Here is a 22,337-nt window from a genome sequence, read left to right as displayed (position 1 = left end):
CCCAGGGCCAGAGACCACGTCCGGCCACGCTGCCGGTGCTGGCACTCACATGCGGAGTGGTGCGACAGCCGATCAGCGCTGACACAGCGCGCCGGCGAAGACGGCGGAGTCGATCTCGCGCCTGGAGTATCGAAGCAACCCGAGAAAATCTACACTTTACCTACATGAAGAGTGGGTAAATTGCGATCTGGATCATAGGAGCACCGAACAGGAAGAACGGCTGATGAATCTGCAGTTCCTCTGGTACATCCCGAACCAAGCGCAGGCCGGGCACCGCGGCGACGACGTCGTCGAGAACCACAACAGCCTGGAGACCCTCACCAGCCAAGCCAAGGCCCTCGAGGAGCACGGGTGGAGCGGGGCGCTCATCGGCACCGGCTGGGGACGGCCCGACACCTTCACGGTCGCGACCGCACTTGCCGTACAGACGACGACGTTCCAGCCGCTGATCGCCGTCCGGCCCGGCTACTGGCATCCGGCCAAGTTCGCCTCCGCCGCAGCGACTCTCGACCATCTCACCGGGGGCCGAGTGCTGATCAACATCGTGTCGGGCAAGGACAACCTGGCCGCGTACGGCGACAGCGAAGGCGACCAGGCCCACCGCTACGCCCGTACCAAAGAGTTCATCCAGATCGTGCGCAAGCTGTGGACCGGGGAGAACGTCACCTATCACGGCGAGCACTTCAGCGTCACCGGCTCCACCGTCGCGCCGCGCACGGTCGTCCGCGGCGAACGCACGCACCCCCCGCTCTACTTCGGCGGCGCCTCCGAAGCCGCCGAGAAGGTGGCCGCCACCGAGGCCGACGTCCAGCTCTTCTGGGGCGAACCACTCGACGGCGTCGCCGAGCGGATTGAGCGGCTCAAGCGCCTCAGCGAGAAGCTCGGACGCGAGCACCCTCCGCTGGAGTTCGGGCTGCGCATCACCACGCTGGTGCGCGACACCACCGAACAGGCTGGGCCGACGCCGAGGCCAAAGTCGCGCAGATGGCGAACGGTGGCATCTCGCGCGACCCGAACCGGTTCACCGCCGTCGGCCAGCAGCGGCTGCTCGACCTGGCCGCACGCGGAGAGGTGCTCGACGACAACCTCTACACCACCCCAGGCAAGGTCGGCGGCGGCGGCGCGGGCACCACTTGGCTGGTCGGCTCGGCCGAGGACGTCGCCAAGTCCTTGCGCAAATACCAGGCCCTCGGCATCACCCACTTCGTGCTCTCCGACACCCCCTACCTGCCGGAGATCGAGCGCCAGGGCGATCGGCTTCTGCCGCTGCTGCGCGGATGAGCACCGGCCTGCACCTGGTGTGGTGAACCGCCCGGCTCAACCGCGTCACGCGGCTTCCCTGGCCGTCACCGGTGTACCGGTGGACGGGTCCCGCGCCGGAACCCGTACAGTGCGGAAGTCCGTGGTCCGGCGCAGGCGGAATCCGAGCCGCTCATACAGACGGATCGCGCCGACGTTGGCGGCCGACGCGTGCAGGAACGGCGTCTCGCCCCGGCTCCTCATGCCCGCGGCGACGGCGAGCACCAGCCTGGTCGCCAGTCCCCGGCCTCGATGCGCGGGATCTGTGCACACGGCGCTGATTACGCCACCTGGAACGTGGGCGCGTCACCGCGCCCCGCCCGCAACGCCGCCTGCTTCACCGAGGCGATCTGCTGGGCCGTCTCGGCCAGCGGCTCTGATCCGCCTCGTACAGCCTGCCGCGCGAGCACCTCCGCCTCCAGGAGTTCGGTCAATCGTCGTTCATCGGCATGATCCTCATCGTGGAGAGGGATGCCCTGCCGGAACGGGCCACGGTGGTGCTGGTACGCGAGCCGATCGGTTTCTAGCCCTCACGGAAGCAGCACCCTGTCCACCTCGACGTCATTCGTCAATGTCGGTCTTCTGGATACGCTCCCTCAGCTCGGGATCCGCTCCCGCCGGCGATCGCACTGCGGGCGTGGGCGCGGACGTCGGCGTCCGGGTCCGACAGTGCGGCACTCAGCGCGGCGGCCGCCTCGGGCCGGCCCGCCCAGGGCGACAGTGCGAGCACGGCCGCCTTGCGTACGTCGAGGTTGGCGTCCGCGAGCGCGCCGACGAGCGGCCCCGACGCGACGTCCGCATCCGCGGCGGCCAGGCAGCGGACCGCTCCCACGCGTACCTGCCAGTCGGGGTCGCGGATCGCCTGCGCGGCCTGGGCCTCCAGCGGGGCGCCTGTCGCGCCGGAGGCCTCCAGCGCGGCGGCGCGTACGAGCGGGTCGGGGTCGGCGGCCAGGACCGCCAGCGCGGCCGACGGCTTGCCGATGAGGCCCAGCCCTTTGGCCGTCCACACCCGGACCTCCCGCGACGGGTCCATTGCGGCCGCGGCCACGAGGTCGGCCTCGTCCAGTGACACCAGCCCGCGGATCGCCTCGATGCGCACCCGCCGGTCGGTGTCGGCCAGCCCTGCGGCGAAGGTCTGCCGGTCGCCGAGCCGCAGGGCGCGCAGGACGTCGAGCGCGCACGCCCGGACCACGGCGTCCTGTCCGCCGAGCTGACCGGCCAGGGCCGCGCCGAGTCCGGGGGTGGCGGGCAGTACCTCGACCAGTTCCTTCAGCGCGGTGGCCGCGGCCCGCCGCACCGTGCCGTGGGCGTCGCCGAGCGCGACGGCCAGCGCCGCGCCGGCGCCCTCGGGGACGACCTCGGTGAGCGTGGCGATGGCGGCCCGCCTGACCTTGGGGTCGGGGTCGGACAGATAGGGAGTGAGCTGTGCCGCGGTGGGCTGCTCCTCGGCCAGCCGGTTCAGCTCCAGGATGCGGGGCGAGCGGCCGACCGCGGCCCGGTCGGCACGTGTGGCGGCGGCCCGCCGCACGGTGGTGGCGGTGTGCGCGCCCAGGAGCACCGGTTCGGCGGCGGCCGGGGCGAACTCGGGCACGGGCACCACGTAGGGATCCACCGGGCGCTTGACGAATTCCATCGCGCCGTCGCCACGCTTGCGCAGGTTCAGGTGGAACAGCCAGGCGGCGTCGTCGCGGGCGGGCAGGTCGGCCCGCTCGTGGTACAGACCCCAGCGACTCTCCGTACGGGTGAGCGAGGCGCGGGCCGCCATCTCGGCGCAGTCCCTGATGAAGTCGACCTCCACGCAGCGCATGAGCTCGTGCGGGGTGCGCGCGCCCATCGACGCGATCTCCTCGCGCATCCGCTCGAAGGACTCCAGCGCGATGTCCAGTTTGGCGGCCGTCTTGGGCGGGGTGACGTAGTCGTTGACGAAGCGGCGCAGCTTGTACTCGACCTGCTGCTGGGGCGGCCCGTCGGGGTTGCGCAGCGGGCGGTAGATCAGCTCGTGGGCGTCGGCGATCTGCTCCTCGGGCAGCTCGCGGGGCACGCCGAGGTGAGCGGTGGCGTGGGCGCCGGCCAGGTCGCCGAAGACGAACGCGCCGATCATGTAGTTGTGCGGCACGCAGGCCAGGTCGCCGGCCGCGTACAGGCCCGGCACCGTCGTCGCCCCGTTCTCGTCCACCCACACGCCGGAGGCCGAGTGGCCGCCGCACAGGCCGATCTCGGAGACGTGCATCTCCACGTCGTGGGTGCGGTAGTCGTGGCCGCGCCCGGCGTGGAAGGTACCGCGGGTGGGCCGCTCGGTGGTGTGCAGAATGTTCTCCAGCGCCGAGACGGACTCCTCCGGCAGGTGAGTGAGCTTGAGGTAGATGGGCCCACGGGCCGAGGCGATCTCGGCGGCGACCTCGGCCATCATCTGGCCCGACCAGTAGTCGGAGTCGACGAACCGCTCCCCCTTGTTGTTGACCTGGTAGCCGCCGAAGGGGTTGGCCACGTACGCGCAGGCCGGGCCGTTGTAGTCCTTGATCAGCGGGTTGATCTGGAAGCATTCGATGCCGCTGAGCTCGGCGCCGGCGTGGTAGGCCATGGCGTGGCCGTCACCCGCGTTGGCCGGGTTCTCGTAGGTGCCGTACAGGTAGCCGCTGGCGGGCAGGCCGAGGCGGCCGCACGCGCCGGTGGCGAGGATGACGGCGCCGGCGCTCACCGTGACGAACCGCCCGGACCTGGTGTCGAAGCCGGCCACCCCGATCGCCCGGCCGCCGGAGGTGAGCACCCTGACCGGCATGACCCGGTTCTCGATGCGGACCTTCTCCCGGATGTCGCGGCGCCGCAGCACCCGGTAGAGGACCTTCTTGACGTCCTTGCCCTCCGGCATGGGCAGCACGTAGCTGCCCGAGCGGTGAACGCGGCGCACGGCGTACTCGCCGTACTCGTCCTTCTCGAACTTGACGCCGTAGCGCTCCAGGCGCCGGACCATGTCATGGCCCCTGGTGGCGGTCTGGTAGATCGTCTTCTGGTTGACGATCCCGTCGTTGGCCCTGGTGATCTCGGCGACGTAGTCCTCGGGCGTGGCCTTGCCGGGAATGACCGCGTTGTTGACGCCGTCCATGCCCATGGCCAGGGCGCCGCTGTGGCGGACGTGCGCCTTCTCCAGCAGCAGGACGCGCGCGCCCCGCTCCGCCGCGGTGATCGCGGCCATCGTGCCCGCGGTGCCGCCGCCGACGACCAGAACCTCGCACTCCAGGTGCAGGCGGTCCTCGATCGGGGGAATCTCCATCTACAGCTCCTTCACGATCCTGTCGCGCAGCCCGGCGCGTGCGTGCTCGTCCGTCCCGCGTGCGTCGAGCACCGCGCGCAGGCCGTGGCCGCCGATCACCGCAATCCGGTCGGCGAGCAGCAGCGCCTCGTCCACGTCGTGCGTCACGAAGACGACAGTCGCCTGGGTGTCGCCCAGCACGTCGAGCAGGACGCGCTGCATCTGGGCGCGGGTCTGGGCGTCGAGCGCGCCGAACGGCTCGTCCATCAGCACCGCGCGGGGCGCGGCCACCAGGGCGCGGGCGAGTTGCACGCGCTGGCGCATGCCGCCGGACAGCTCGCGCGGCAGCTTGTCCTCGGCCCCGGCGAGGCCGACGCGCTCGATCCATTCCTGCGCCGCGGCCGCGCGCTCGCGCCGGCCCACCTTGCGGATGCGCAGGGGCAGCTCGATGTTGCGCCGGACGTTGCGCCAGGGCAGCAGCCCGTCGTCCTGGAAGACCATGGCACGTTCGGCCGAGGTGCCGGTGATCTCGGCGTCGCCGGCGCGGACGTTGCCGCCGACCGGCGGGAGCAGCCCCGCCAGGGCACGCAGCAGCGTCGACTTGCCCGAGCCCGAGGCGCCCACGACGACCAGCACCTCGCCGGGCACGATCCGCAGGTCCAGCTCGCGTACGACGAGGTCGCCGCCGTAGCCCAGGGACAACCTCTCCAGGGTGAACCCGAGCCCGGCCTGCGCCTGCTCGGGTGGTGCCAGTGTGGTCATGTCACGCTCCCCTGGGCAGCCAGCGGGTGACCCGGCGCCCGATCAGCTCGACGGCGGCCGAGGTGAGCCAGCCGAGCAGCCCGATGGTGACCATCCCGACGATCACCCCGGGGTAGTCCACCAGCGTGTACGCCTGCCACGTCCGGTAGCCGACCCCGAACTCACCGGAGATCATCTCGGCCGAGATCACGCAGATCCACGACACGCCCATGCCGACCGACAACCCGCCGAACACCCCCGGCAGGATGCCGGGCAGCACGACGTTCCAGAGCACGTGCCGTCGCCGGCCGCCGAGCGTCCTGACGGCGTCCTCCCACAGGGTGGGCAGTGCCCGGACGGCGTGCCGCGTACTGACCATGATCGGGAAGAAGGCGGCCACGAAGGTGATGAAGACGATGCCCTGCTCGTCGGTCGGGAACATCAGGATCGCCACCGGGACGAGCGCGATCGCCGGGATCGGCCGCACCGCCTCCAGCAGCGGCAGCAGCACGTCCCGGATCCGCGCCGATCTGCCGACGACGACGCCCGCGGCGATGCCCGCGATCGTGGCCAGGCCGAACCCGGTGAGGATGCGGATCAGACTTTGCAGGAGGTCCAGCGCGTAGACGGAGGTGGCTAGCTGCCGGGCGGCCTCGGCCGCGATCTCGTCGAGGGTGGGCAGCCGGTCGAACCTGAGCCACAGCCGGGCGTCGGTGGCGGTGAGCAGCTGCCACACCCCGGCGGCAGCCAGGACCGAGGCGACCCTGACGGCCCATCTGCCGTTCACGCGCCGATCTCCTTGAGCGCGGCGTCGTACGTGACCGGCTCCGCCTTCGGATGGCCGGCCCGGTAGGCGTCGGCGCCGTCTTGCGTGGTGAAGGGCAGGAAGCTCGACCCCTCCCGGAGCCACACGGCGTGGTCGGCGAACCAGCGGGTGCCGGTGACGGTGTCGGGGACGTAGGCGGCGCGCACCTTGGACTTGGCGGTGGCGATCTGGCGCAGCAGGCAGGTGGGCGTGGCCGCAGGCTGTGTCGTGGCGGCGCCGTCGAGCCACAGCTCCGACGCGGTCTTCGGGTCCTGGACCGCTTGGCCGCACACGGGGTCGGTGCCGGTGATCGCGGCGGGGTTCGCCGTGGAGGCCACATCCTTGTCGTACGCCGGGCCGTACGCCTTGCGCAGGTAGGAGTCGTTGACGAAGGCGGAGACGTCGACGCCGCCGAAGTCGGTGCCGATGCGCTTCAGGTACGGCACGTCGTGCTCGTGCGCTGCCTTGAGCTGCGGCTTGAGCGTGACGTCGAAGGTGGAGATGCCGCCGGGACCGTTGTAGAGGTAGACGACCTCGGGAGGCAGGCCGGTGGACCTCGCCACGGACTCGGCCGCCGCCAGCGGGTGCTCGTGCAGGTAGCGGGTGGCGTCGATCTGCGCCTTGAGGAAGGCGTCGACCACGTCGGGGTGCTCCTTCGCGTACGCCTGACGCACCACCACGCCGTGGAAGGTCGGCACGTCCAGCGCGGAGCCGTCGTAGAGCAGGCGGCCCTTGTCCTGGAAGACGAGCAGGCCGGGCCAGGCCACGAACTGCGCGTACGCCTGGACACCGCCCGACTCCAGCTGCGAGGCGCCGACGGCGGGCTGGTGGTTGACCACCTCGACCCCGGTGACCCCGGCCTTCTCCAGGGCTTGCACCAGGGTGCCGTGCCCGGCGGAGCCGACGCTGGCGGACACCTTGGTCTCCTTCAGGTCGGACAGCGTCTCCGCCTTCGAGGCGGGCGGGACGACGACCATGTTGAGTCCGCCGCGCAGGTTGTAGCCGGTGGTGGAGATCAGCTCCGTACGGGCGGCGGGGACGTTCTGGGTGCGGGAGGCGTTGATCAGCAGCGGATAGTCGCCCATCGAGCCGATGTCGATCTTGCCGGCGACCATCTTGGCCGTGATGGGGGCGCCGGTGTCGTAGTCCTGCCACTCGACGGTGTACTTGTCGCCGAGCCGCTTCTCCAGGTAGCCGAGCGAGCGCAGCAGGGTGCCCGCGGTGACGGTGTTGATGGTCTTCGACTGGTAGCCGACGACCAGTTTCGTCTTGCCCGTGTCGCCGCCCGCGGCTCCGGCGACCGAGCAGCCGGCCGCGGCGAGCAGGGCGAGGGCCGCCAGAACGATGCGCATGGCGCTTTCCTTTTTCATCGCAGCAGGTAGGGGATGTCGATGGTGACGGCGTCCACGGGGCACCTGGCGGCGCAGGGGCCGCAGTACCAGCACTCGTCCACGTACATGTAGGCCTTGCCGGTCTCGTCGCTGATCGCCAGGGAGTCCAGTGGGCAGGCCTCGACGCAGAGCGTGCAGCCGTCGATGCACAGCGCCTCATCGATGGTCACGGGCACCTCGACCCGCTGGTTGATCAGGGCCATCGCCCCTCCTCGTCAGTGGCGCGGTTCAGGTGTCCGCGCATGGTCAGCCGGTCGCCTCTGAAACGGATGAACTCCAGGTCGACGGGGCTGCCGTCGGCCAAGTGGGTGAGCCGCTCGACCATGAGCAGCGCGGCGCCGCGCGGCGCCTCCAGCACGGTTGCCGTATGTGGGTCGGCGTTGACCGCCTCCAGCGTGAGCTCGGCCGTACCGAGCGGCTGGCCGGCGATCCCCTCCAGCAGCACGAAGATGTCGTTGTTCTCCAGGTCGGCGTCGAACAGAGGCTCGCCGACGTCCCGGACCAGGTAGGTCAGGTCCAGCGAGAGCGGCAGGCCGTTGAGACGGCGGAGCCGTTCGAGGTAGATGACCGGCTCGCCCGGGGACAGCCCGAGCCGGGTGCTCACGGCGGAGGGCGGCTCGATCACGGTCATGGTCCTGACCTGGTTGGTCACCTGGCCGTGCTCGTGCAGCGTCTCGGCGAGACCGAGCAGTTGGTGCAGGCCGTGCGGGTACTTCTCGCCCGAGACCGTGGTCCCCACTCCGGGGCAGCGCTCGACCAGCCCTTCCTCATGCAGCAGGCGCAGGGCGTCGCGCACCGTGTTGCGCGAGGCACCGAACTCACTTGCCAGCGCCGCCTCCGGCGGTAGCCTGCCGTGGGGGAAGATCCCGTGCACGATCTGGCGCCTGAGCAGATCGGCCACCTGCCTGGCCCGGTCAGCACGGCGCCGCGCGGCCGCCATCTGTCCCATTTCCACCTCACCACCTGGACACAGGCAATAACCTAGCAATTGGGTAGGTAAAGTGGGATAACGGTAAGATTGCGCCACCTTGCGCTACGCACTCACCGCCTGCGAGCAGCGGCTAATCTCCGGACGCCACAAGATCTGCCACCTCGCGGCAGCGAAATGGCCCGCCGCACCATCTACCAAGCCGCCCTCGCAGCAGCCGTTACCCAGTCCGAATCCGGGTGCACATGACCGAGGTGCCAGACCGGGATCGTGTCCCCAGTCACGGCTCACCCTGAGCAGATCTTGCCTCTGTTGTCGCGACTGTTAACCGCGGCCCCCCCGCAAGCCTTGAACGCTGCTGTCCTGCCCCTTCTGGCGGCCGCCGGCACCCACCAATACGGCATCTTTCAGCGCATCGTGGAGGCCAGGCCGCTCCGCAGCGCCTGCGCGTTGGCGGTCAGGTTGCGCGGATGTCCGGGGCTCGCGGCCGGTCAGATCCCGCACCGTAGTCGTCGTCGCCTCCAGTGAGCCGCTCGCCACCTCGGCATGCAGATTCGCCAGCTCCTCGTCGGCGGCGGGCGAGTCGATCGACAGCGGTTGCGGGCCGGAGACGAACACGCCGAGCTGTAGGTTCACGCCGTCCTCATAGTGGAGAATTCCATTCGGGGCACGGCGGCGACCAACGCCTGTGTGTAGGGGTGGCGGGGCTGGGTGAACACGTCCTCGACGTCGCCTTCCTCCACGACCCGGCCGTCCTTCATGACCAGCACGCGGTCGGCGACGTGGTGGACGACGCCCAGGTCGTGGGAGATGAACATCATCGCGGTGCCGTACTCGGCCTGGAGGTCGGCGAGCAGGTCGAGGACCTGGGCCTGGATGGAGACGTCGAGGGCGGAGACCGGTTCGTCGCAGACCAGCACGTCGGGGCGGGGGCCGAGGGCGCGGGCGATGGCGACGCGCTGGCGCTGGCCGCCGGACAGCTCGCGGGGGTGGCGGGCAGCCGTTTCGGGCGGTAGGCCGACGCGGGCGAGCAGATCGTGGACGTGTTCGCGGCGTTTCGCCCTGGGCAGACGGAGCGGTTCGGCGATGAGGCGGCCGACGGTGTGGCGGGGGTCGAAGGAGTCGAGTGGGTTTTGGGAGATGAGCTGGATGCTGGGTCGCAGCGGGCGGCGTTCGCGTTCCCGCAGGTGGCTCCATGGCTGCTGGTGCAGGGTGACGTGGCCGTGGTCGGGTTCGAGCAGACCGAGGGTGAGGCGGGCGAGCGTGGTCTTGCCCGAGCCGGACTCACCGACGACGCCGAGGGTCTCGCCCTTGTGGAGGGTGAAGGCGACGTCGTCGACGACGCGGCGCGGGCCGTACGAGCGGGTGAGCCCCGTTCCCGCGAGGACCTGGGCCGACAGGTCTGGGGCGGGGACGGCCTGCGGAGTCCCGGTGGTCAGGCGGGTGCCCCGGGAAGCGGCGGAGGGCACGGCGGCCAGCAGCACGCGGGTGTAGTCATGTGTGGGCGTGGCCAGCACTTCCCTGGCGGGCCCCTCCTCCACGATTTGGCCGTCCTTCATGACCAGGATGCGGTCGGCGATCGAGCCGACCACGGCCAGGTCGTGGCTGATCAGCAGTAGCGCGGTCCCAGCGGCCTTGCGTTCGGCGAGCAGCCGCAGGATCTGGGCCTGGACGGTGACGTCGAGGGCGGTGGTGGGCTCGTCGGCGATGATCAGCTCGGGGTCGGCGGCGATGGCGGAGGCGATCAACGCTCGCTGCCGCAGCCCGCCGGAGAGCTGGTGGGGATACTGTCCGGCCCGGATCACCGGTTCGGGTATGCCCACCGCCTCCAGCAGCCCCAGCACCCGCTCCCTGCGGCGGGCGCGGGGCACGACGTCGTGAACGGCGAGCACCTCACCGATCTCGGCGCCCACGGTACGCAGCGGGTCCAGCGAGACCAGCGCGTCCTGCAGGACGAGTCCGGCGAACCCGCCGCGCAGTCGCCGCCAGTCGCCGGGGGTGAAGGCCAGGGCGTCCCGGCCGGAGACGCGGAAGGCCGAGGCCCGCACGGTCGAGCCGGGTCCGGCCAGGCCGAGCAGGGTCCGTGCGGTGACGCTCTTGCCGGAGCCGGACTCGCCGACGATGGCCACGCACTCGCCGGGCTCGACCGTCAGGGAGACGCCGCGTACGACCTCGGCGTGGCCGAAGCTCACTCGCAGGTCCTCCACGGTAACCAGCGACGTCATGGTGTTCTCCTCTCGAAGCGGCGTTGCAGGCGGCGCCCGACGACGGTCAGGCAGACGACGGTGAGCGTGATCGCCAGGCCCGGGAAGAGCGCCTCCCACCAGGCGACCCGCAGGTAGTTGCGGGCCTCGGAGAGCATCGCGCCCCACTCGGCGGCCGGCGGCTGCGGTCCCATGCCGAGGAAGCTGAGCCCGGAGCTGGCGATCACGGCCTGGCCGAGCCCGATCGTGGCGAGCACGGGGATCGGGCCGAGCACATTCGGCAGCACGTGCCCGGTAGTGATCGCCAGGCGGGAGCGGCCGAAGGTGAGTGCCTGCTCGACGTAGCCGGAGTGGCGGACGACGAAGGTCTGGGCGCGGATCACGCGGGCGTAGTTCGGGATCTGGGCGATGGCGATGGCGAAGATCACGTTCGTGGTGCCCGGGCCGGTGATCGCCACGACGAGGAGGGCGAGCAGCAGCTCGGGCAGGGTGGACAACACGTCGAACGAGCGGGCCAGCGCCTCGTCCAGCCATTTCGGCGACAGCCCGGCGGCCAGGCCGAGCAGCACGCCGGCGGTGACGGCCAGTGCGGTGGCGGCGACGCCGATGCTGACGGAGTGGCGAGCGCCGTGCGCGACCCTGGCCAGCACGTCGCGACCGAGGTGGTCGATGCCGAACCAGTGAGCGCCGCTGGGTGAGGCGAGCGCGTTCAGCGGATCGGCGGCCAGCGGATCGGCGGCGGTGAGCAGTCCAGGGGCGACCACCGCCACGACGAGGAGGAGGAGAAAGGCCAACGGCACGAGCCGGCGCGGGTCGGTGGACGCGCTCAGGACGAGGTGGCGGCGGGCAGGGCGGCGCAGGGACTTGAGGGCAGGGCGGGATTCCCTGCGGGTGAGCACGCGTATCACCGGTCAGCCCGTATCCGGGGGTCGATGACGCGGTAGGCCAGGTCGAGCAGCGTGCTGATGGTGACGTACGCAACCGCCGACAGCAGCACCACCGCCATGACCACAGGCATGTCCCGGCCCGTGACCGCCTGCATGGCCACCTGTCCGAGCCCTGGCCGCCCGAACAACACCTCCGTGATCACCGCGCCGCCCAGCAACGTCCCGGTGAACCACCCGGCCAGCGTCACCGCGGGGATCAGCGCGTGCCGCAGGGCGTGCCGGGCGACCAGCGCGCGTTCGGTGAGCCCGCGGGCTCGCGCCGTCACCGCGAACGGCTGTTCAAGGGCCCGTTCCAGCCCGCCGCGCAGCACCTGCCCGAGCACGCCGGCGACGGGCAGGCCGAGCGCGAGCGCGGGCAGCACCAGCGACCGCGGCCCCTGCGCCCCTGAGACGGGGAACCAGCCGAGCGTGAACGAGAACACCGACAGCAGCACGATCCCGATGAGGAACGGCGGCACCGACACCGAAACCAGCTCAGCGGCCGAGGCGGCGCCGCGCAGCCACCGCCCCCGCCCGGCGGTGACGATCGCGATGACGCAGGCCAGCACCACCCCGGCGCCCGCCGCGGCGAGGGTGAGCTGCACGGTCGGGCCTACCTGGGTGGTGAGGATCTCACCGACGCCGCGCTGCAGCTGATAGGAGCGCCCGAGGTCGCCGTGCAACAGCCGCCACAGGTAGGACAGGTACTGGACGATCTCCGGCCGGTCGAGCCCCCACTCCGCGATGATCTTCGCCCTGATCTCCGGGGTGTCGGCTCCGTCGCCGATCAGGATGTCGATGGTGTCGCCCGGCGCGAGCAGCAGCGCTATGTATGAGGCGGTGGCGGCGGCCCAGAGCACGGCCAGCCCGGTCGCCAGCCGCTTGATCATGTCCCGATCCGCACGTCATAGGCGCTCGCGGGCGTGCCGGAGGCGGGGTCGAAGCCGAGGCCCTGCACGGTCTTCTGCGCGGCTATCTGGTCGGCGGGCACGTAGAGCGGGAACACGATGGCGTTCTCCACGACCGCCGACTTCTGCAGCTTGGCGTAGAGCTCCTTGCGCTCGGCCTGGTCGGAGGTGGCCGAGGCGGCGGCGAGCCACTTGTCCACCTGCGGGTCGGCGAAGCGGGTGCGGTTGATGGCGCCCTTCTCAGGAAGGATGAGGTTGAGCGCGGCGCCCGCGTCGGAGTCGCCGCGGGAGTTGCCGAACAGCTCGTACTGGTTCTCCTCCAGGGCCTTCTGCGCGCTGCCCTGGTCCACGATCTTGAGCTGGAAGTCGATGCCGGCGTTCTGCTTGACCTGGGCCTGGATGGCCTGAGCGAGGATGTCGCGGCGGTCCCGTACGAATGGCGCGGAGGCGACCTCACGGACGGTGAGCCGCTTGCCGTCCTTGACCCGGAAGCCTTCGGCGTCGCGTTCCTTCCAGCCGGCGGCGTCGAGCAGGGCGTTGGCCTTGGCCACGTCGCCACCGTAGCCGTTTTCGAGGGTGGCGTCGTAGAAGGGACTCCGCTTGCCGACGATGCTCCACGCCCTGGTGGCGGTGCCCTGGTAGACGGACTTCAGCACCGCGTCGACGTCCACGGCCTCGCGGAACGCCTCGCGCACGCGCTTGTCGTCGAAGGGGGCGTGGGAGGTGTTGAAGTAGTAGGAGTAAGCGGTGCCGGAGTTCAGCGAGGTCAGCAGGGCCAGCGCCGGGTCCTTCTTGATCAGGGCGACCTCGGTGGCGGGGACGCCTTCGATGACCTGCACCTGGCCGGAGGTGAGCGCGCCGACGCGGACCGCGGCCTCGGGCAGGAACCGGTAGGTGATCTCCGACAGGTGGGCGGGACCTTGGTGAGCCACTCCGGTGGGCGGCCAGTTGTAGTTCGGGTTGCGGCGGTAGTGGATCTCCTGGCCCTGGACGTACCGGTCGAGGATGAACGGCCCGGTGCCGACCAGGTCTATCCCGCCGAACTTGAGGTCCTTGGCGCTCTTCAGCGACTTCGGCGACACCTGCCCGGCATAAGGGGAGGCGAGGAAGTCGAGGAACAGCCCGTCGGGCTCCTTGAGCGTGATCTTGAGCGTGTACGGGGCCGCCACTTCGGCCTTGTCGAGGGCCTTCAGCTGGATCGCGGCCACCGCCGGGTTGTAGCCGGGCACCTTGAACTGGTCGAGGTTGGCCTTGACGGCGGCGGCGTCGAACTTCGCCCCGTCGTGGAAGGTCACGTCGTCACGCAGGTCGAGGGTGTAGGTGAGCCCGTCGTCCGACACCTTCCACGACTTGGCCAGCCAGGGACGGAACGTGCCGTCCTCGGCCTTGGAGACCAGCGCGTCGAACTGGTTGAACACGAGCAGCCGCACCTTGTTCTGCGCCCACAGCTGCGGGTTCAGCGTAATGGGCTGCGTCTCGATGGCCCAGGTCAGCGAGGTGACGGCGGCTTCCTGGGCAGGCTGCCCGCCGCAAGCGGCCAGCGTGGCGACGAGCAGAAGAGGTATGAGGCGCTTCACGGGCGTTTCCAGGCTTCTGCGAGCAGCTCGTACGAGCGCACGCGGTCGTGATGGTCGTGGGTGATGGTGGTGACCAGCAGCTCGTCGGCCCCGGTCACGTGGCGGAGCACGCGCAGCCGCTCGGCCACCTGATCGGGCGTGCCGACGAACTGGGTGTCGACGCGGTCCTTGACGAGCTCGCGGTCGGCGTCGGTCCAGACGTGCGCCTCGGCCTCCTCGCCGGTGGGGTACCGCATCGCGCCTGCGCCGGTCCTGATGCTGCGCACCCAAAGGCCATAGCCTCTGGCCAGCTCGCGGGCCTTCGCCTCGTCCTCGGCGACCACCGCGTCCGCCGAGACGACGACATACGGCTCGGCCAGCGCGTCGGACGGCTTGAACGCCTCCCGGTAGGCCTCCACGGCCTCCAGCACGTTGGACGGGCTGACGTGGTAGTTGGCCGCGAACGGCAGCCCTCGCTCCCCCGCCACCTGCGCGCTCTGCCCACCGCTGCTGCCGAGGATCCACACCTCCACGTCCGCGCCCTCACCAGGCACGGCCCGCGCCTCGTGCGTGCCCTTGAGGAAGGCCAGCACGTCGTCGATCTGGTCGGCGAAGTCGGGCGTCTGCGCGCCGGGCTGCTGGAGCAGCGTGGCGTAATGGGCGAGATGGGGGTGCCTGGCCAGCTGTGAGAAGTCGAACGGCGGCGGGATCAGCAGCCCGTCCACGACCTTGGCGGGCTTCGGCTCCGAGGCGGCGGCCTTGGCGAGCTCGGCGCGGCGCTGCCCCGAGCGGCCGATCCCCAGGTCGATCCGGCCCGAGTACAGCGCGTCGATGAGCCCGAACTGCTCGACCACCGACAGCGGCGTCTGGTGCCCGAGCTGCACGGCCCCCGATCCCACCCGGATCGTGGACGTCGCCGCGGCCACCAGGGCGATCAGCACGGCCGGGGCCGAGCTGGCCACGCCCGGCGCGAAGTGGTGCTCGGCCAGCCAGTAGCGGCGGTATCCGTACTCCTCGGCTCGCCTGGCCAGGTCGATGGTGTTGCGCAACGCGTCACCGGCGGTGCCGCCCGACACGATCGGGGCGAGGTCGAGGATGGACAGTGTCACGAGGCACCTCCGGGGAACGGCCGGCTGGGGATCTCCGCGCGCAGCACGGGCGCGATCTCGGCTTGGAACAGCTCAAGCGCCTCCCGGTGCTGCTTCGGGGTGAGCCCGTCGGCGTCGGCGTGCAGGTGCATGACCTCGTGGCCGAACCGCTTGTGGTAGCGCAGCACCTTGTCGATGATCTGCTGCGGGCTGCCGACCAGGATCGAGCTGCGCTCGATGGCGTCCTCCAGCGTCGGGAACACGATCGGCAGCCCGAGCTTCCGCTGGAACTTCACGCGGGCGTCGTAGATCGGCCGGTAGGCGGCGATGGCCTCCTGCGAGGTGCGGGCCGCGTAGTAGCCTGCCGTGCCGGCCCCGACCAGCGCGTCGGCCGGGTCGTGGCCGTAGTGCGCCCAGCGTTCCCGGTAGTGGTCGATCAGCTCGGCGTACGGGTCGATGGGGTTGGTGACGTTGGCGGAGAACAGCGGATCGCCGTAGCGGGCGGCCAGGTCCACCGACTCCTTGCTGGTGGCGCTGCCATGCCAGACCCGGATCGGCCGCTGCAGCGGCCGCGGCCAGGTCTCGGCCTCGGTGAGCGACGGCCGGAACGTGCCTTCCCAGGTGACTTCGTCCTCCCGCCACAGGCGGCGGAAGAGTTCGTACGACTCCCGGTTGCGCTCCCACTGGTCCTCGGCCGTGACGTGGAACAGCTTGGCCTGCGCCGCGCCGTTGCCCTTGCCGATGATCAGCTCGAGCCGGCCCTCGGACAGGTGGTCGAGGGTGGCGTAGTCCTCGTACGCGCGCACCGGGTCGAGCAGGCTCAGCGTGGTCACCGCGGTGAACAGCCGAATCCGTGACGTCTTCGCCGCGATGTGGCTGAGCACGACCGGCGGCGAGGAGGAGATGAACGGCCGCTCGTGCCGCTCTCCCACGCCGAACCCGTCGAAGCCGAGCTCCTCGGCCAGCACCGCGTTGTCGACGACCTCGCGGAAACGTTCGGTGGGTGATCGGTCGTCGTTGTGCACGATCAACGTGATGAGCAGAAATTTCATGACACCTCCGCGTAGCGGCTGACCGGGTGAGGAAGGCCGAGCAGCCCGCGCAGCGTGGCCGCCTCGTACTCGCGCCGGAACGCCCCGCGCCCGCGCAGCTCGGCCGTCAGCTCCCGGGTGATCCGCTCCAGGTCGTGCGGCAGCGCGCCGGGCCGCAGCCGGAACCCCTGGATGCCGGCCCGCCGCCACTCCAGCAGCACCTCGGCCAGCTCCCGGGCGGTCCCCGTGAAGATCGCGGCGTCGGAGACGAGCTCGGCCCCGTCCAGTTCGTCGAGCCGCGCCTTGCGCCCGGCCGCGTCCTCACCCAGGAAGACGACGAGGTCGGCGAAGATCTTCAGCTCGGCGGACAGCCCTCTGAGCTCCTCGACGATGGCGCGGGCCTGCTCGGGCGAGTGCGGCGTGACGTACACGACGTCGGCGCTGCTCGCGGCGAACTCGTACGGCAGCCGCGCGTGCGCGAGCGCGGTCACCACCGGCTGCCCCTGCGGCGAGCGCGGCGTGATCGACGGCCCCCTTACGGAGAAGAACCGCCCGGCGAAGTCGATGTGGTGGAGCTTGTCCCGGTCGATGAACCTGCCGGTGGCCACGTCGCGGATCTCGGCGTCGTCCTCCCAACTGTCCCAGAGCCGCCGCGCCACCTCCACCGCGTCCGCCGCCTCCGCGAACAGATCGCGCACCTGCGGGTCGGCCGACAGGTCCACGCCGCCCTGCCGGTTCAACAGCCGATCGAGCGGCGGGAACTCCCGGCGGCCGACGAGTCGCGCCTCCGAGGCCCGCGGCGAGACCTGCGCCCGCCACCCTGCCCGGCCGCCGCTGATGTGGTCGAGCGTGGCGATGCCGATGGCCACGTGGAAGGGCTCGGTGTGCGTGACCGTGGCGGTCGGCACCAGCCCGATCCGGCTCGTGAGCGGCGCCAGCCGGGACGCGAGCAGCACCGCGTCGAACCGTCCCCGCACCTGGTCGGTACGGTCGTCGTCGCCGTCGGGCAGCGTGGACTGCAACCCGAACGCGTCCTCGATGGTGACGAAGTCGAGCAGCCCGCGCTCGGCCTCGGCCACCAGCCCCGCCCAGTGACGTGCCGAGAAGATCGCCTCCGGGGAGTCCCATGAGCGCCAGGCGGCAGGATGCCAGCCCGCGCCGTCCAGCGCCACGGCCAAGTGCAACGTCATGCCAGCTCCAAATGGTCGCGAAGGGTGGCGCCGGTGTACTCGGTGCGGAAGACGCCGCGCTCACGCAGCAGCGGCACCACCCGGTCCACGAACTCGTCCAGCCCGCCCGGCGTCAGGTGCGGCACGAGGATGAACCCGTCGGCGGCGTCGGCCTGCACGTGCTCGTCGATCAGCCGGGCCACGCTCTCGGGGGTGCCGATGAACGTCTGCCGCCCGGTCACCTCGATGACCAGGTCCCGGATCGACAGGCCCTTCTCCTCGGCCAGCGCCCGCCATTTGGCCGCCACGGCCGCGCGATCCTTGATCGGCACCCGGCCCTGGGAGACGCCTTCCGACAGGTCCGGCTCGACCTCCGGCAGCGGGCCCTCCGGGTCGTAGGCCGACATGTCACGACCCCACACCTGCTCCAGGAACGCGATCGCGGTCTGCGGCCCGACCTGCTGACGCCGGATGCGGGCGGCATTCTCCGCGGCCTCCGCCTCGGTGTCGCCCAGCGCGAACGTCACCCCAGGCATGATCTTCAACTGGTGCGGCTCGCGACCGTACTTGCCCAGGCGGCGCTTGACGTCGGCGTAGAAGCGCTTGCCGTCCTCCAGCCTGCCGTGCGGCGTGAAGATCACGTCGGCGTTGGCGGCGGCGAACTCGCGGCCCTCGTCGGAGTCGCCCGCCTGGATGATCACGGGGCGGCCTTGCGGGCTGCGGGGCAGCGTGAACCGGCCACTCACCGAGAAGTGTGTGCCGCGATGCTCGACCGTCGTGATGGCCCCCTCTTGGATGAACCGTCCCGCCGCCGGGTCGGCGACGATCGCGTCGGGCTGCCAGGAGTCCCACAGCTCGCGCGCCAGGCGGACGAACTCGGCGGCCCGCCCGTACCGGTCGGCACGGTCCAGGTAGCCGCCGCGGCGGAAGTTCTCGCCGGTGAAGGCGTCGGAGGTGGTGACCACGTTCCACGCGGCCCGGCCCTCGCTCAGGTGGTCGAGCGTGGACAGGCGCCTGGCCAGCTCGTACGGCTCGTTGAAAGTCGCGTTTACGGTCCCGGCCAGGCCGAGCCGGTCGGTCACCGCGGCCAGCGCGCTGAGCGCGGTGAGCGACTCCGGCCGGCCCACCACGTCCAGATCGTGGATGCGGCCCTTCAGCTCGCGTAACCGCAGGCCCTCGGCCAGGAAGAAGAAGTCGAACGTGCCACGCTCGGCCGTCTTCGCGAGATGGACGAACGAGGCGAAGTCGATCTGGCTGCCGGAGCGGGGGTCGGCCCAGACGGTGGTGTTGTTCACGCCGGGGAAGTGGGCCGCCAGGTGGACCTGCTTGCGCGTCATCGGCCCCGCCCGTGGGGCGCGTCCCAGGTTGCGGGCAGGCCCTCGGTGGTCTCGCGGAAGGCGGACCGCTGGTAGAGGTCGCGGGCGTAGGGCCACAGGTATTCGAAGTCGCTCAGTTCCCGCTCGCTGACGAGGTGGCCGCGGTTGTACTCGGCGTCGAACCTGGCCAGCGTCACCCAGAGCCGCACATCGGCCTCGGTGATCGTGTCCCCGGCCAGGAAGCGCTGCTCGGCCAGGCGCTCATCCAGGCGTTCCAGTGCCGATACAACCACGTGGCGCTCCCGCTCGCGGTCGTCCTCGGTGGTGGCACGGGCCACGCGGGAGACGCCGGCGTTGACGTCGTAGTAGATCCACCCGTTCAGCTTGTTGATCTCGGGGCGCAGCGTGTCCGGGTAGAGATCGATCGATGTGTCGGCCCATTGCTCGAACTTGGTGGCCAGGTCGATCGTGATGTCGGGGAAGTTGTTGCTGACGATCGAGCCGGTCTGCCGGTCCCAGAGCACCGGGACCGAGATGTGGCCGCCGTACCCTTTCTCGGTCGCCTCGTAGGCCTGCTCCAGCAGGGTGAAGCCGTTGACCGGGTCGGAGCCGCGGCCTTCCCTGAACGCCCAGCCCCGGCCGTCGCGCTCGTCGTCCACGTAGGACAGGGAGACGACGTTCTCCAGGCCCTTGAGCTTGCGGACGATCGCGGCGCGGTGCGCGTAGGGGCAGACCCAGGCGACGTAGAGGTGGTAGCGGCCGGGCTCGGCGCGGAAGCCGCTGGAGCCGTCGGCGGTGATCCGGCCCTGGAAGGGGTAGACCGGGCGGTTCCAGTCCGGGGACAGGTGCAGGCGGCCAGGACCGTAGTGGCCGTACGCGGTGTGGTCGACGGGGCTCGCGTAGGCCCGCGTCTGCGTGGTTGTGGACACAAGCTGCTCCGGGGTTCAGGAGTCGGGGTGGGCCAGGAAGCGGCCGAAGCGGCCCTGGTGGTAGAGGAGGGGGCGGCCGGCGTGCCGTACGTGGGCCTCGGCGACCAGGCCGACCACCAGGAGATGGTCGCCGACCTCGGCTCTCTCGTAGGGCAGGCAGATCAGGTGCGCCGTGACGTCCTGCAGCAGCGGGGCGCCCAGCGGTCCGGGCCGCCAGCGGGTGGGCGCGGCGAAGCGGTCGATGTTCTTGCGGGCGAAGCGGGCCGCCAGCTCGGCCTGGTCGCTGGCCAGGATGTTGACCGCGAAGTGGTCGGCGGCGCCCAGGTGCGGCCAGGTGGTGGAGGAACGGTCCACGTAGAAGGAGACCAGGGGTGGCTCCAGGCTGACGGAGGAGAAGGACGTGGCGGTGAGGCCCACGGGAATGCCGTCGTTCTGCGCGGTGATGACCACGACGCCGCTGGCGTGCACGGCGAGCGCCTGCCTGAACTGGTCGGCGGCGATGGCGCGGTCGGGCAGCGTGTCGGTCATGAGAGCACCCCGATTCTGCCGGTGGGGCACAAGGTCTTTGATGGCACGATCACGAGAGAGTTCCTCACGGGAGAAGGCATGCTCACGCGGCGCCCCGGCGGCTGCCGGTGCGCGGAGAAAGAGGAGTCGTCGGAGAAGGCGTGGACGGCGTCGGCCACGCCGGGAGCACGAGGGTGGGATGCGGCGACTACGGGTCCGTGATCAACGACACTGCGCGCTGGCGACGTGGCCGAAGTCCACGTGGGAGCGCCTGGTCAAGAGGAAGCCCTGGCTCATACCAACGACGCTAAGCCGCGATCCCCGATAAGTCAATATTCCCTACTGGTTTAGAGGGTAATTCTCATCGCGTAGCCGGCCGGGCGGCACTGGGATGGCGGGGAACGGATTGTCGGGCAGGAGGATGACCCGGCGTGCGTGGCGTGGCTGCATGGCGGCATCGAGGTGCAGCAGGGCCGCGCTCGGCGCGAACTGGTCGTTCACCAGCACCGTCGCGGGCAGGCAGCACGCTTTCTCGCCGAGCATCTCATCGGCTCCGCCAGCGACCCCGACGGCCGGGGTCTTCGCTGGTACCAGGCCTACCGGCGGCTGCGTCCCGGCGAAGTGAGCGCGGACACCGGTTGCATGGCCCTGGTCCGCGGCGAACTGGACGCGCTGGAAGCCGGCCTCCTGCAGATGGCGCGAGGTCGCGGCATGACCTGGCAGGAGATCGCCTTCGGGCTTGGACTGGGCACCGCACAGGCCGCCAGGCAGCGCTGCGAACGCCTCGCCGACCGCACTGATATCGGTTTGGAAGGCCCGGAGTAGGACGTCTTCAGCCGCGGACGGGCGGCAGACCTGCGGCGATGGTTATCTGGGGTTGGCAAGCGAACTAGCTGGTCAGCCGCTTGAAGGTCGTTAAGGCACGTAACGCAAGTAGGTGTTGGTACGCCAGGGCGACCATTGTCAGGGCGATCAGCGCGATGCTGGCCGCCCACCGGGTTGCCAGCCATCTCGCGCGAGAATCGGCCGCGCGGGAGCCCGCCCGACCCTCGTGGCCATTGCCAGGCCAAGACCATCCCGCTCGGGGCGGTGGCCATGCTGGTGGCCATGCTGACCGCGGAGCACCTCAGCCGCGAGCCCGCTGCCGACGCGCCGCGCGGGGCTGGCTTGTGGCCGGCCCGCCGGCACTGCGGCGAGGCGATCCCGGCGCAGTCCGACGGACCACACGCGTGACCGCAGCTGCATAGGTGCCTGCAGCCGACGCCCGGCCGGCCCGAAGAACCCGCCGGCCTGGCCGGCTCCAGAGGACACGTCGGCCGGCGATCTGCGAATAGCGCGGAGTTGCCCCATGGGCAGGCGATCGAGGTGCCGGCGCCAACCGACTGACCGGCCCAGGGAGCGTCCGGGTCGTGACCCTTCCGGACCGTGAGCCAACAATTGTCGGATGGGTCCGGCAGGATGGCTGCCGTGGTTTCTTATCAGCTGGTCATTGACTGTGCGGCACCCGAGCGGATGGCCCGGTTCTGGGCGGGCGCGCTGCGGTACACGGTGGAGCCGCCACCGGGTGGATTCGACACGTGGCGGGATTACTGGCGCAGTCTCGGAGTGCCGGAGGACGAACTGGGCGAGGGGGACGGCAGCGACAGCATCGTCGATCCCGAGGGGCACGGGCCGAGGATCTGGTTTCAGCAGGTGCCTGAGGGCAAGGTGGTCAAGAACCGGTTCCACCTGGATGTGAAGGTGGGCGGCAAGCGGGAGGACGTACCGCTGGAGACCCGGAAAGCGCGGGTGGATGCCGAGGTGGAGCGGCTTGTCCAGGCGGGGGCGTCCGTTGTGCGGGTGCTGTCGCAGCCCGGGGTTGATCACTATGCGGTGGCGATGGTGGATCCCGAGGGGAACGAGTTCGACGTGGTCTAGCGCCGTTTTCCGCACGTCATCATGGCTATCCCGCGTCTCCGCATCCGCCGCCACTTCGGCTTGGGTCCTTCTGGAAGAGAGGGAGGCTTGGGTCCTTTGAAAGGGAAGCTTGCGTGGAAGACAAGGACGGGGCCTCCAGGGCCTCATCGATCTCGTCGTCGGCCACCGCCGCGAGCGGGCGATGCTTGCCGAGCCGCAGCGCGATCTTGCCGACGCCAGCGGCGTAGGCGCGCACGGTGTCAGGGTTGGGCAGGGTGTCCAGGAAGGCGTCGGCCGCGGCGCGGACCGTCAGGTACCGGCCTGCCGGCAGTTGCACCACAACGGGCACCGTGTCCTCCTTGCCGCAGATAACAGGGCCGCTTCACGCGCCGC

General features: G+C 70.7%; 23 protein-coding genes and 1 pseudogene. 4 read left to right on the top strand and 20 right to left on the bottom strand.

Translation table 11 applies throughout. The annotated features are described in order from the left end of the window. Positions 1-223: 223 nt before the first annotated feature. Both ACTMTI_RS53030 and ACTMTI_RS53025 read left to right on the top strand, forming a co-directional pair. Positions 224-895: pseudogene (locus tag ACTMTI_RS53030) on the top strand (LLM class flavin-dependent oxidoreductase); the annotation flags it as partial. A gap of 89 nt (positions 896-984) precedes the next feature. After that, complete coding sequence (locus tag ACTMTI_RS53025) at positions 985-1,281, top strand: hypothetical protein (protein ID WP_441128646.1); 297 nt, start codon at positions 985-987, stop codon at positions 1,279-1,281. Positions 1,282-1,326: 45 nt separating this feature from the next. Here ACTMTI_RS53025 and ACTMTI_RS53020 read toward each other — a convergent pair whose 3' ends face one another. The 19 genes from ACTMTI_RS53020 to ACTMTI_RS52930 all read right to left on the bottom strand — a co-directional run bounded on the left by ACTMTI_RS53020 (position 1,327) and on the right by ACTMTI_RS52930 (position 20,069). Next, positions 1,327-1,572 carry a GNAT family N-acetyltransferase gene (locus ACTMTI_RS53020; RefSeq protein ID WP_441128645.1) on the bottom strand — a complete coding sequence of 82 codons (246 nt, stop codon included), beginning with the start codon at positions 1,570-1,572 and terminating at the stop codon, positions 1,327-1,329. A gap of 8 nt (positions 1,573-1,580) precedes the next feature. Beyond that, complete coding sequence (locus ACTMTI_RS53015; protein WP_441128643.1) at positions 1,581-1,733, bottom strand: hypothetical protein; 153 nt, start codon at positions 1,731-1,733, stop codon at positions 1,581-1,583. A 134-nt stretch (positions 1,734-1,867) separates the two neighbouring features. Beyond that, positions 1,868-4,570 (bottom strand): fumarate reductase/succinate dehydrogenase flavoprotein subunit, encoded by a 2,703-nt coding sequence (locus tag ACTMTI_RS53010; RefSeq protein WP_441128641.1) that lies wholly within the window; start codon positions 4,568-4,570, stop codon positions 1,868-1,870. Further along, a complete protein-coding gene (locus tag ACTMTI_RS53005; RefSeq protein WP_441128639.1) occupies positions 4,571-5,311 on the bottom strand; it encodes an ABC transporter ATP-binding protein in 741 nt (246 codons plus the stop codon). It abuts the gene before it with no gap. A 1-nt stretch (position 5,312) separates the two neighbouring features. Continuing rightward, positions 5,313-6,077 carry an ABC transporter permease gene (locus ACTMTI_RS53000; protein WP_441128637.1) on the bottom strand — a complete coding sequence of 255 codons (765 nt, stop codon included), beginning with the start codon at positions 6,075-6,077 and terminating at the stop codon, positions 5,313-5,315. Beyond that, entirely contained in the window at positions 6,074-7,447 is a 1,374-nt protein-coding gene (locus ACTMTI_RS52995; RefSeq protein ID WP_441128636.1) for an ABC transporter substrate-binding protein, read from the bottom strand. Before ACTMTI_RS52995 ends, ACTMTI_RS53000 begins: the two co-directional genes overlap by 4 nt. A gap of 14 nt (positions 7,448-7,461) precedes the next feature. Next, positions 7,462-7,689: a 4Fe-4S dicluster domain-containing protein gene (locus ACTMTI_RS52990; RefSeq protein ID WP_441128634.1), complete on the bottom strand. Its 228-nt coding sequence runs from the start codon at positions 7,687-7,689 to the stop codon at positions 7,462-7,464. Beyond that, on the bottom strand, positions 7,680-8,435 hold the full coding sequence (locus ACTMTI_RS52985; RefSeq protein ID WP_441128669.1) for a GntR family transcriptional regulator: 756 nt from the start codon (positions 8,433-8,435) through the stop codon (positions 7,680-7,682). Before ACTMTI_RS52985 ends, ACTMTI_RS52990 begins: the two co-directional genes overlap by 10 nt. 303 nt (positions 8,436-8,738) lie before the next feature. Then, positions 8,739-9,050, bottom strand: a complete 312-nt coding sequence (locus tag ACTMTI_RS52980) for a hypothetical protein (RefSeq protein WP_441128633.1) — start codon at positions 9,048-9,050, stop codon at positions 8,739-8,741. Then, positions 9,047-10,639 carry a dipeptide ABC transporter ATP-binding protein gene (locus tag ACTMTI_RS52975; protein WP_441128632.1) on the bottom strand — a complete coding sequence of 531 codons (1,593 nt, stop codon included), beginning with the start codon at positions 10,637-10,639 and terminating at the stop codon, positions 9,047-9,049. The genes ACTMTI_RS52980 and ACTMTI_RS52975 overlap by 4 nt, the downstream gene beginning before the upstream one ends. Beyond that, positions 10,636-11,517, bottom strand: coding sequence for an ABC transporter permease (locus ACTMTI_RS52970; RefSeq protein WP_441128630.1), 882 nt, complete (start codon positions 11,515-11,517; stop codon positions 10,636-10,638). The genes ACTMTI_RS52975 and ACTMTI_RS52970 overlap by 4 nt, the downstream gene beginning before the upstream one ends. A 5-nt stretch (positions 11,518-11,522) precedes the next feature. Then, entirely contained in the window at positions 11,523-12,434 is a 912-nt protein-coding gene (locus ACTMTI_RS52965; RefSeq protein WP_441128628.1) for an ABC transporter permease, read from the bottom strand. After that, positions 12,431-14,029, bottom strand: coding sequence for an ABC transporter substrate-binding protein (locus ACTMTI_RS52960; protein WP_441128626.1), 1,599 nt, complete (start codon positions 14,027-14,029; stop codon positions 12,431-12,433). The genes ACTMTI_RS52965 and ACTMTI_RS52960 overlap by 4 nt, the downstream gene beginning before the upstream one ends. Continuing rightward, positions 14,026-15,117 carry an MsnO8 family LLM class oxidoreductase gene (locus tag ACTMTI_RS52955; RefSeq protein ID WP_441128625.1) on the bottom strand — a complete coding sequence of 364 codons (1,092 nt, stop codon included), beginning with the start codon at positions 15,115-15,117 and terminating at the stop codon, positions 14,026-14,028. The genes ACTMTI_RS52960 and ACTMTI_RS52955 overlap by 4 nt, the downstream gene beginning before the upstream one ends. Further along, positions 15,114-16,148: an LLM class flavin-dependent oxidoreductase gene (locus tag ACTMTI_RS52950; protein ID WP_441128623.1), complete on the bottom strand. Its 1,035-nt coding sequence runs from the start codon at positions 16,146-16,148 to the stop codon at positions 15,114-15,116. Before ACTMTI_RS52950 ends, ACTMTI_RS52955 begins: the two co-directional genes overlap by 4 nt. Continuing rightward, entirely contained in the window at positions 16,145-17,317 is a 1,173-nt protein-coding gene (locus ACTMTI_RS52945; RefSeq protein ID WP_441128621.1) for an LLM class flavin-dependent oxidoreductase, read from the bottom strand. The genes ACTMTI_RS52950 and ACTMTI_RS52945 overlap by 4 nt, the downstream gene beginning before the upstream one ends. Then, the gene (locus ACTMTI_RS52940; protein ID WP_441128620.1) at positions 17,314-18,633 is read right to left on the bottom strand and encodes an NtaA/DmoA family FMN-dependent monooxygenase; all 1,320 of its coding nucleotides are present in this window, start codon (positions 18,631-18,633) and stop codon (positions 17,314-17,316) included. The genes ACTMTI_RS52945 and ACTMTI_RS52940 overlap by 4 nt, the downstream gene beginning before the upstream one ends. Beyond that, positions 18,630-19,541: a glutathione S-transferase C-terminal domain-containing protein gene (locus tag ACTMTI_RS52935; protein WP_441128618.1), complete on the bottom strand. Its 912-nt coding sequence runs from the start codon at positions 19,539-19,541 to the stop codon at positions 18,630-18,632. The genes ACTMTI_RS52940 and ACTMTI_RS52935 overlap by 4 nt, the downstream gene beginning before the upstream one ends. Positions 19,542-19,556: 15 nt before the next feature. Beyond that, complete coding sequence (locus tag ACTMTI_RS52930) at positions 19,557-20,069, bottom strand: flavin reductase family protein (protein ID WP_441128616.1); 513 nt, start codon at positions 20,067-20,069, stop codon at positions 19,557-19,559. Positions 20,070-20,483: 414 nt separating this feature from the next. On the opposite strand from ACTMTI_RS52930, the gene ACTMTI_RS52925 reads away from it, so the two are divergent. Both ACTMTI_RS52925 and ACTMTI_RS52920 read left to right on the top strand, forming a co-directional pair. Beyond that, positions 20,484-20,873, top strand: coding sequence for a hypothetical protein (locus tag ACTMTI_RS52925; RefSeq protein WP_441128614.1), 390 nt, complete (start codon positions 20,484-20,486; stop codon positions 20,871-20,873). Between the two features lie 642 nt (positions 20,874-21,515). Then, entirely contained in the window at positions 21,516-21,965 is a 450-nt protein-coding gene (locus ACTMTI_RS52920) for a VOC family protein (protein WP_441128612.1), read from the top strand. A 25-nt stretch (positions 21,966-21,990) separates the two neighbouring features. On the opposite strand, the gene ACTMTI_RS52915 is transcribed toward ACTMTI_RS52920, so the two are convergent. Next, complete coding sequence (locus ACTMTI_RS52915; RefSeq protein WP_441128610.1) at positions 21,991-22,293, bottom strand: hypothetical protein; 303 nt, start codon at positions 22,291-22,293, stop codon at positions 21,991-21,993. Between the last annotated feature and the right edge of the window lie 44 nt (positions 22,294-22,337).

Origin of the sequence: Nonomuraea sp. H19, from assembly GCF_052068215.1 — a bacterium.
GTDB lineage: Bacteria > Actinomycetota > Actinomycetes > Streptosporangiales > Streptosporangiaceae > Nonomuraea.
This window is presented reverse-complemented; position numbering and strand designations above follow the sequence as displayed.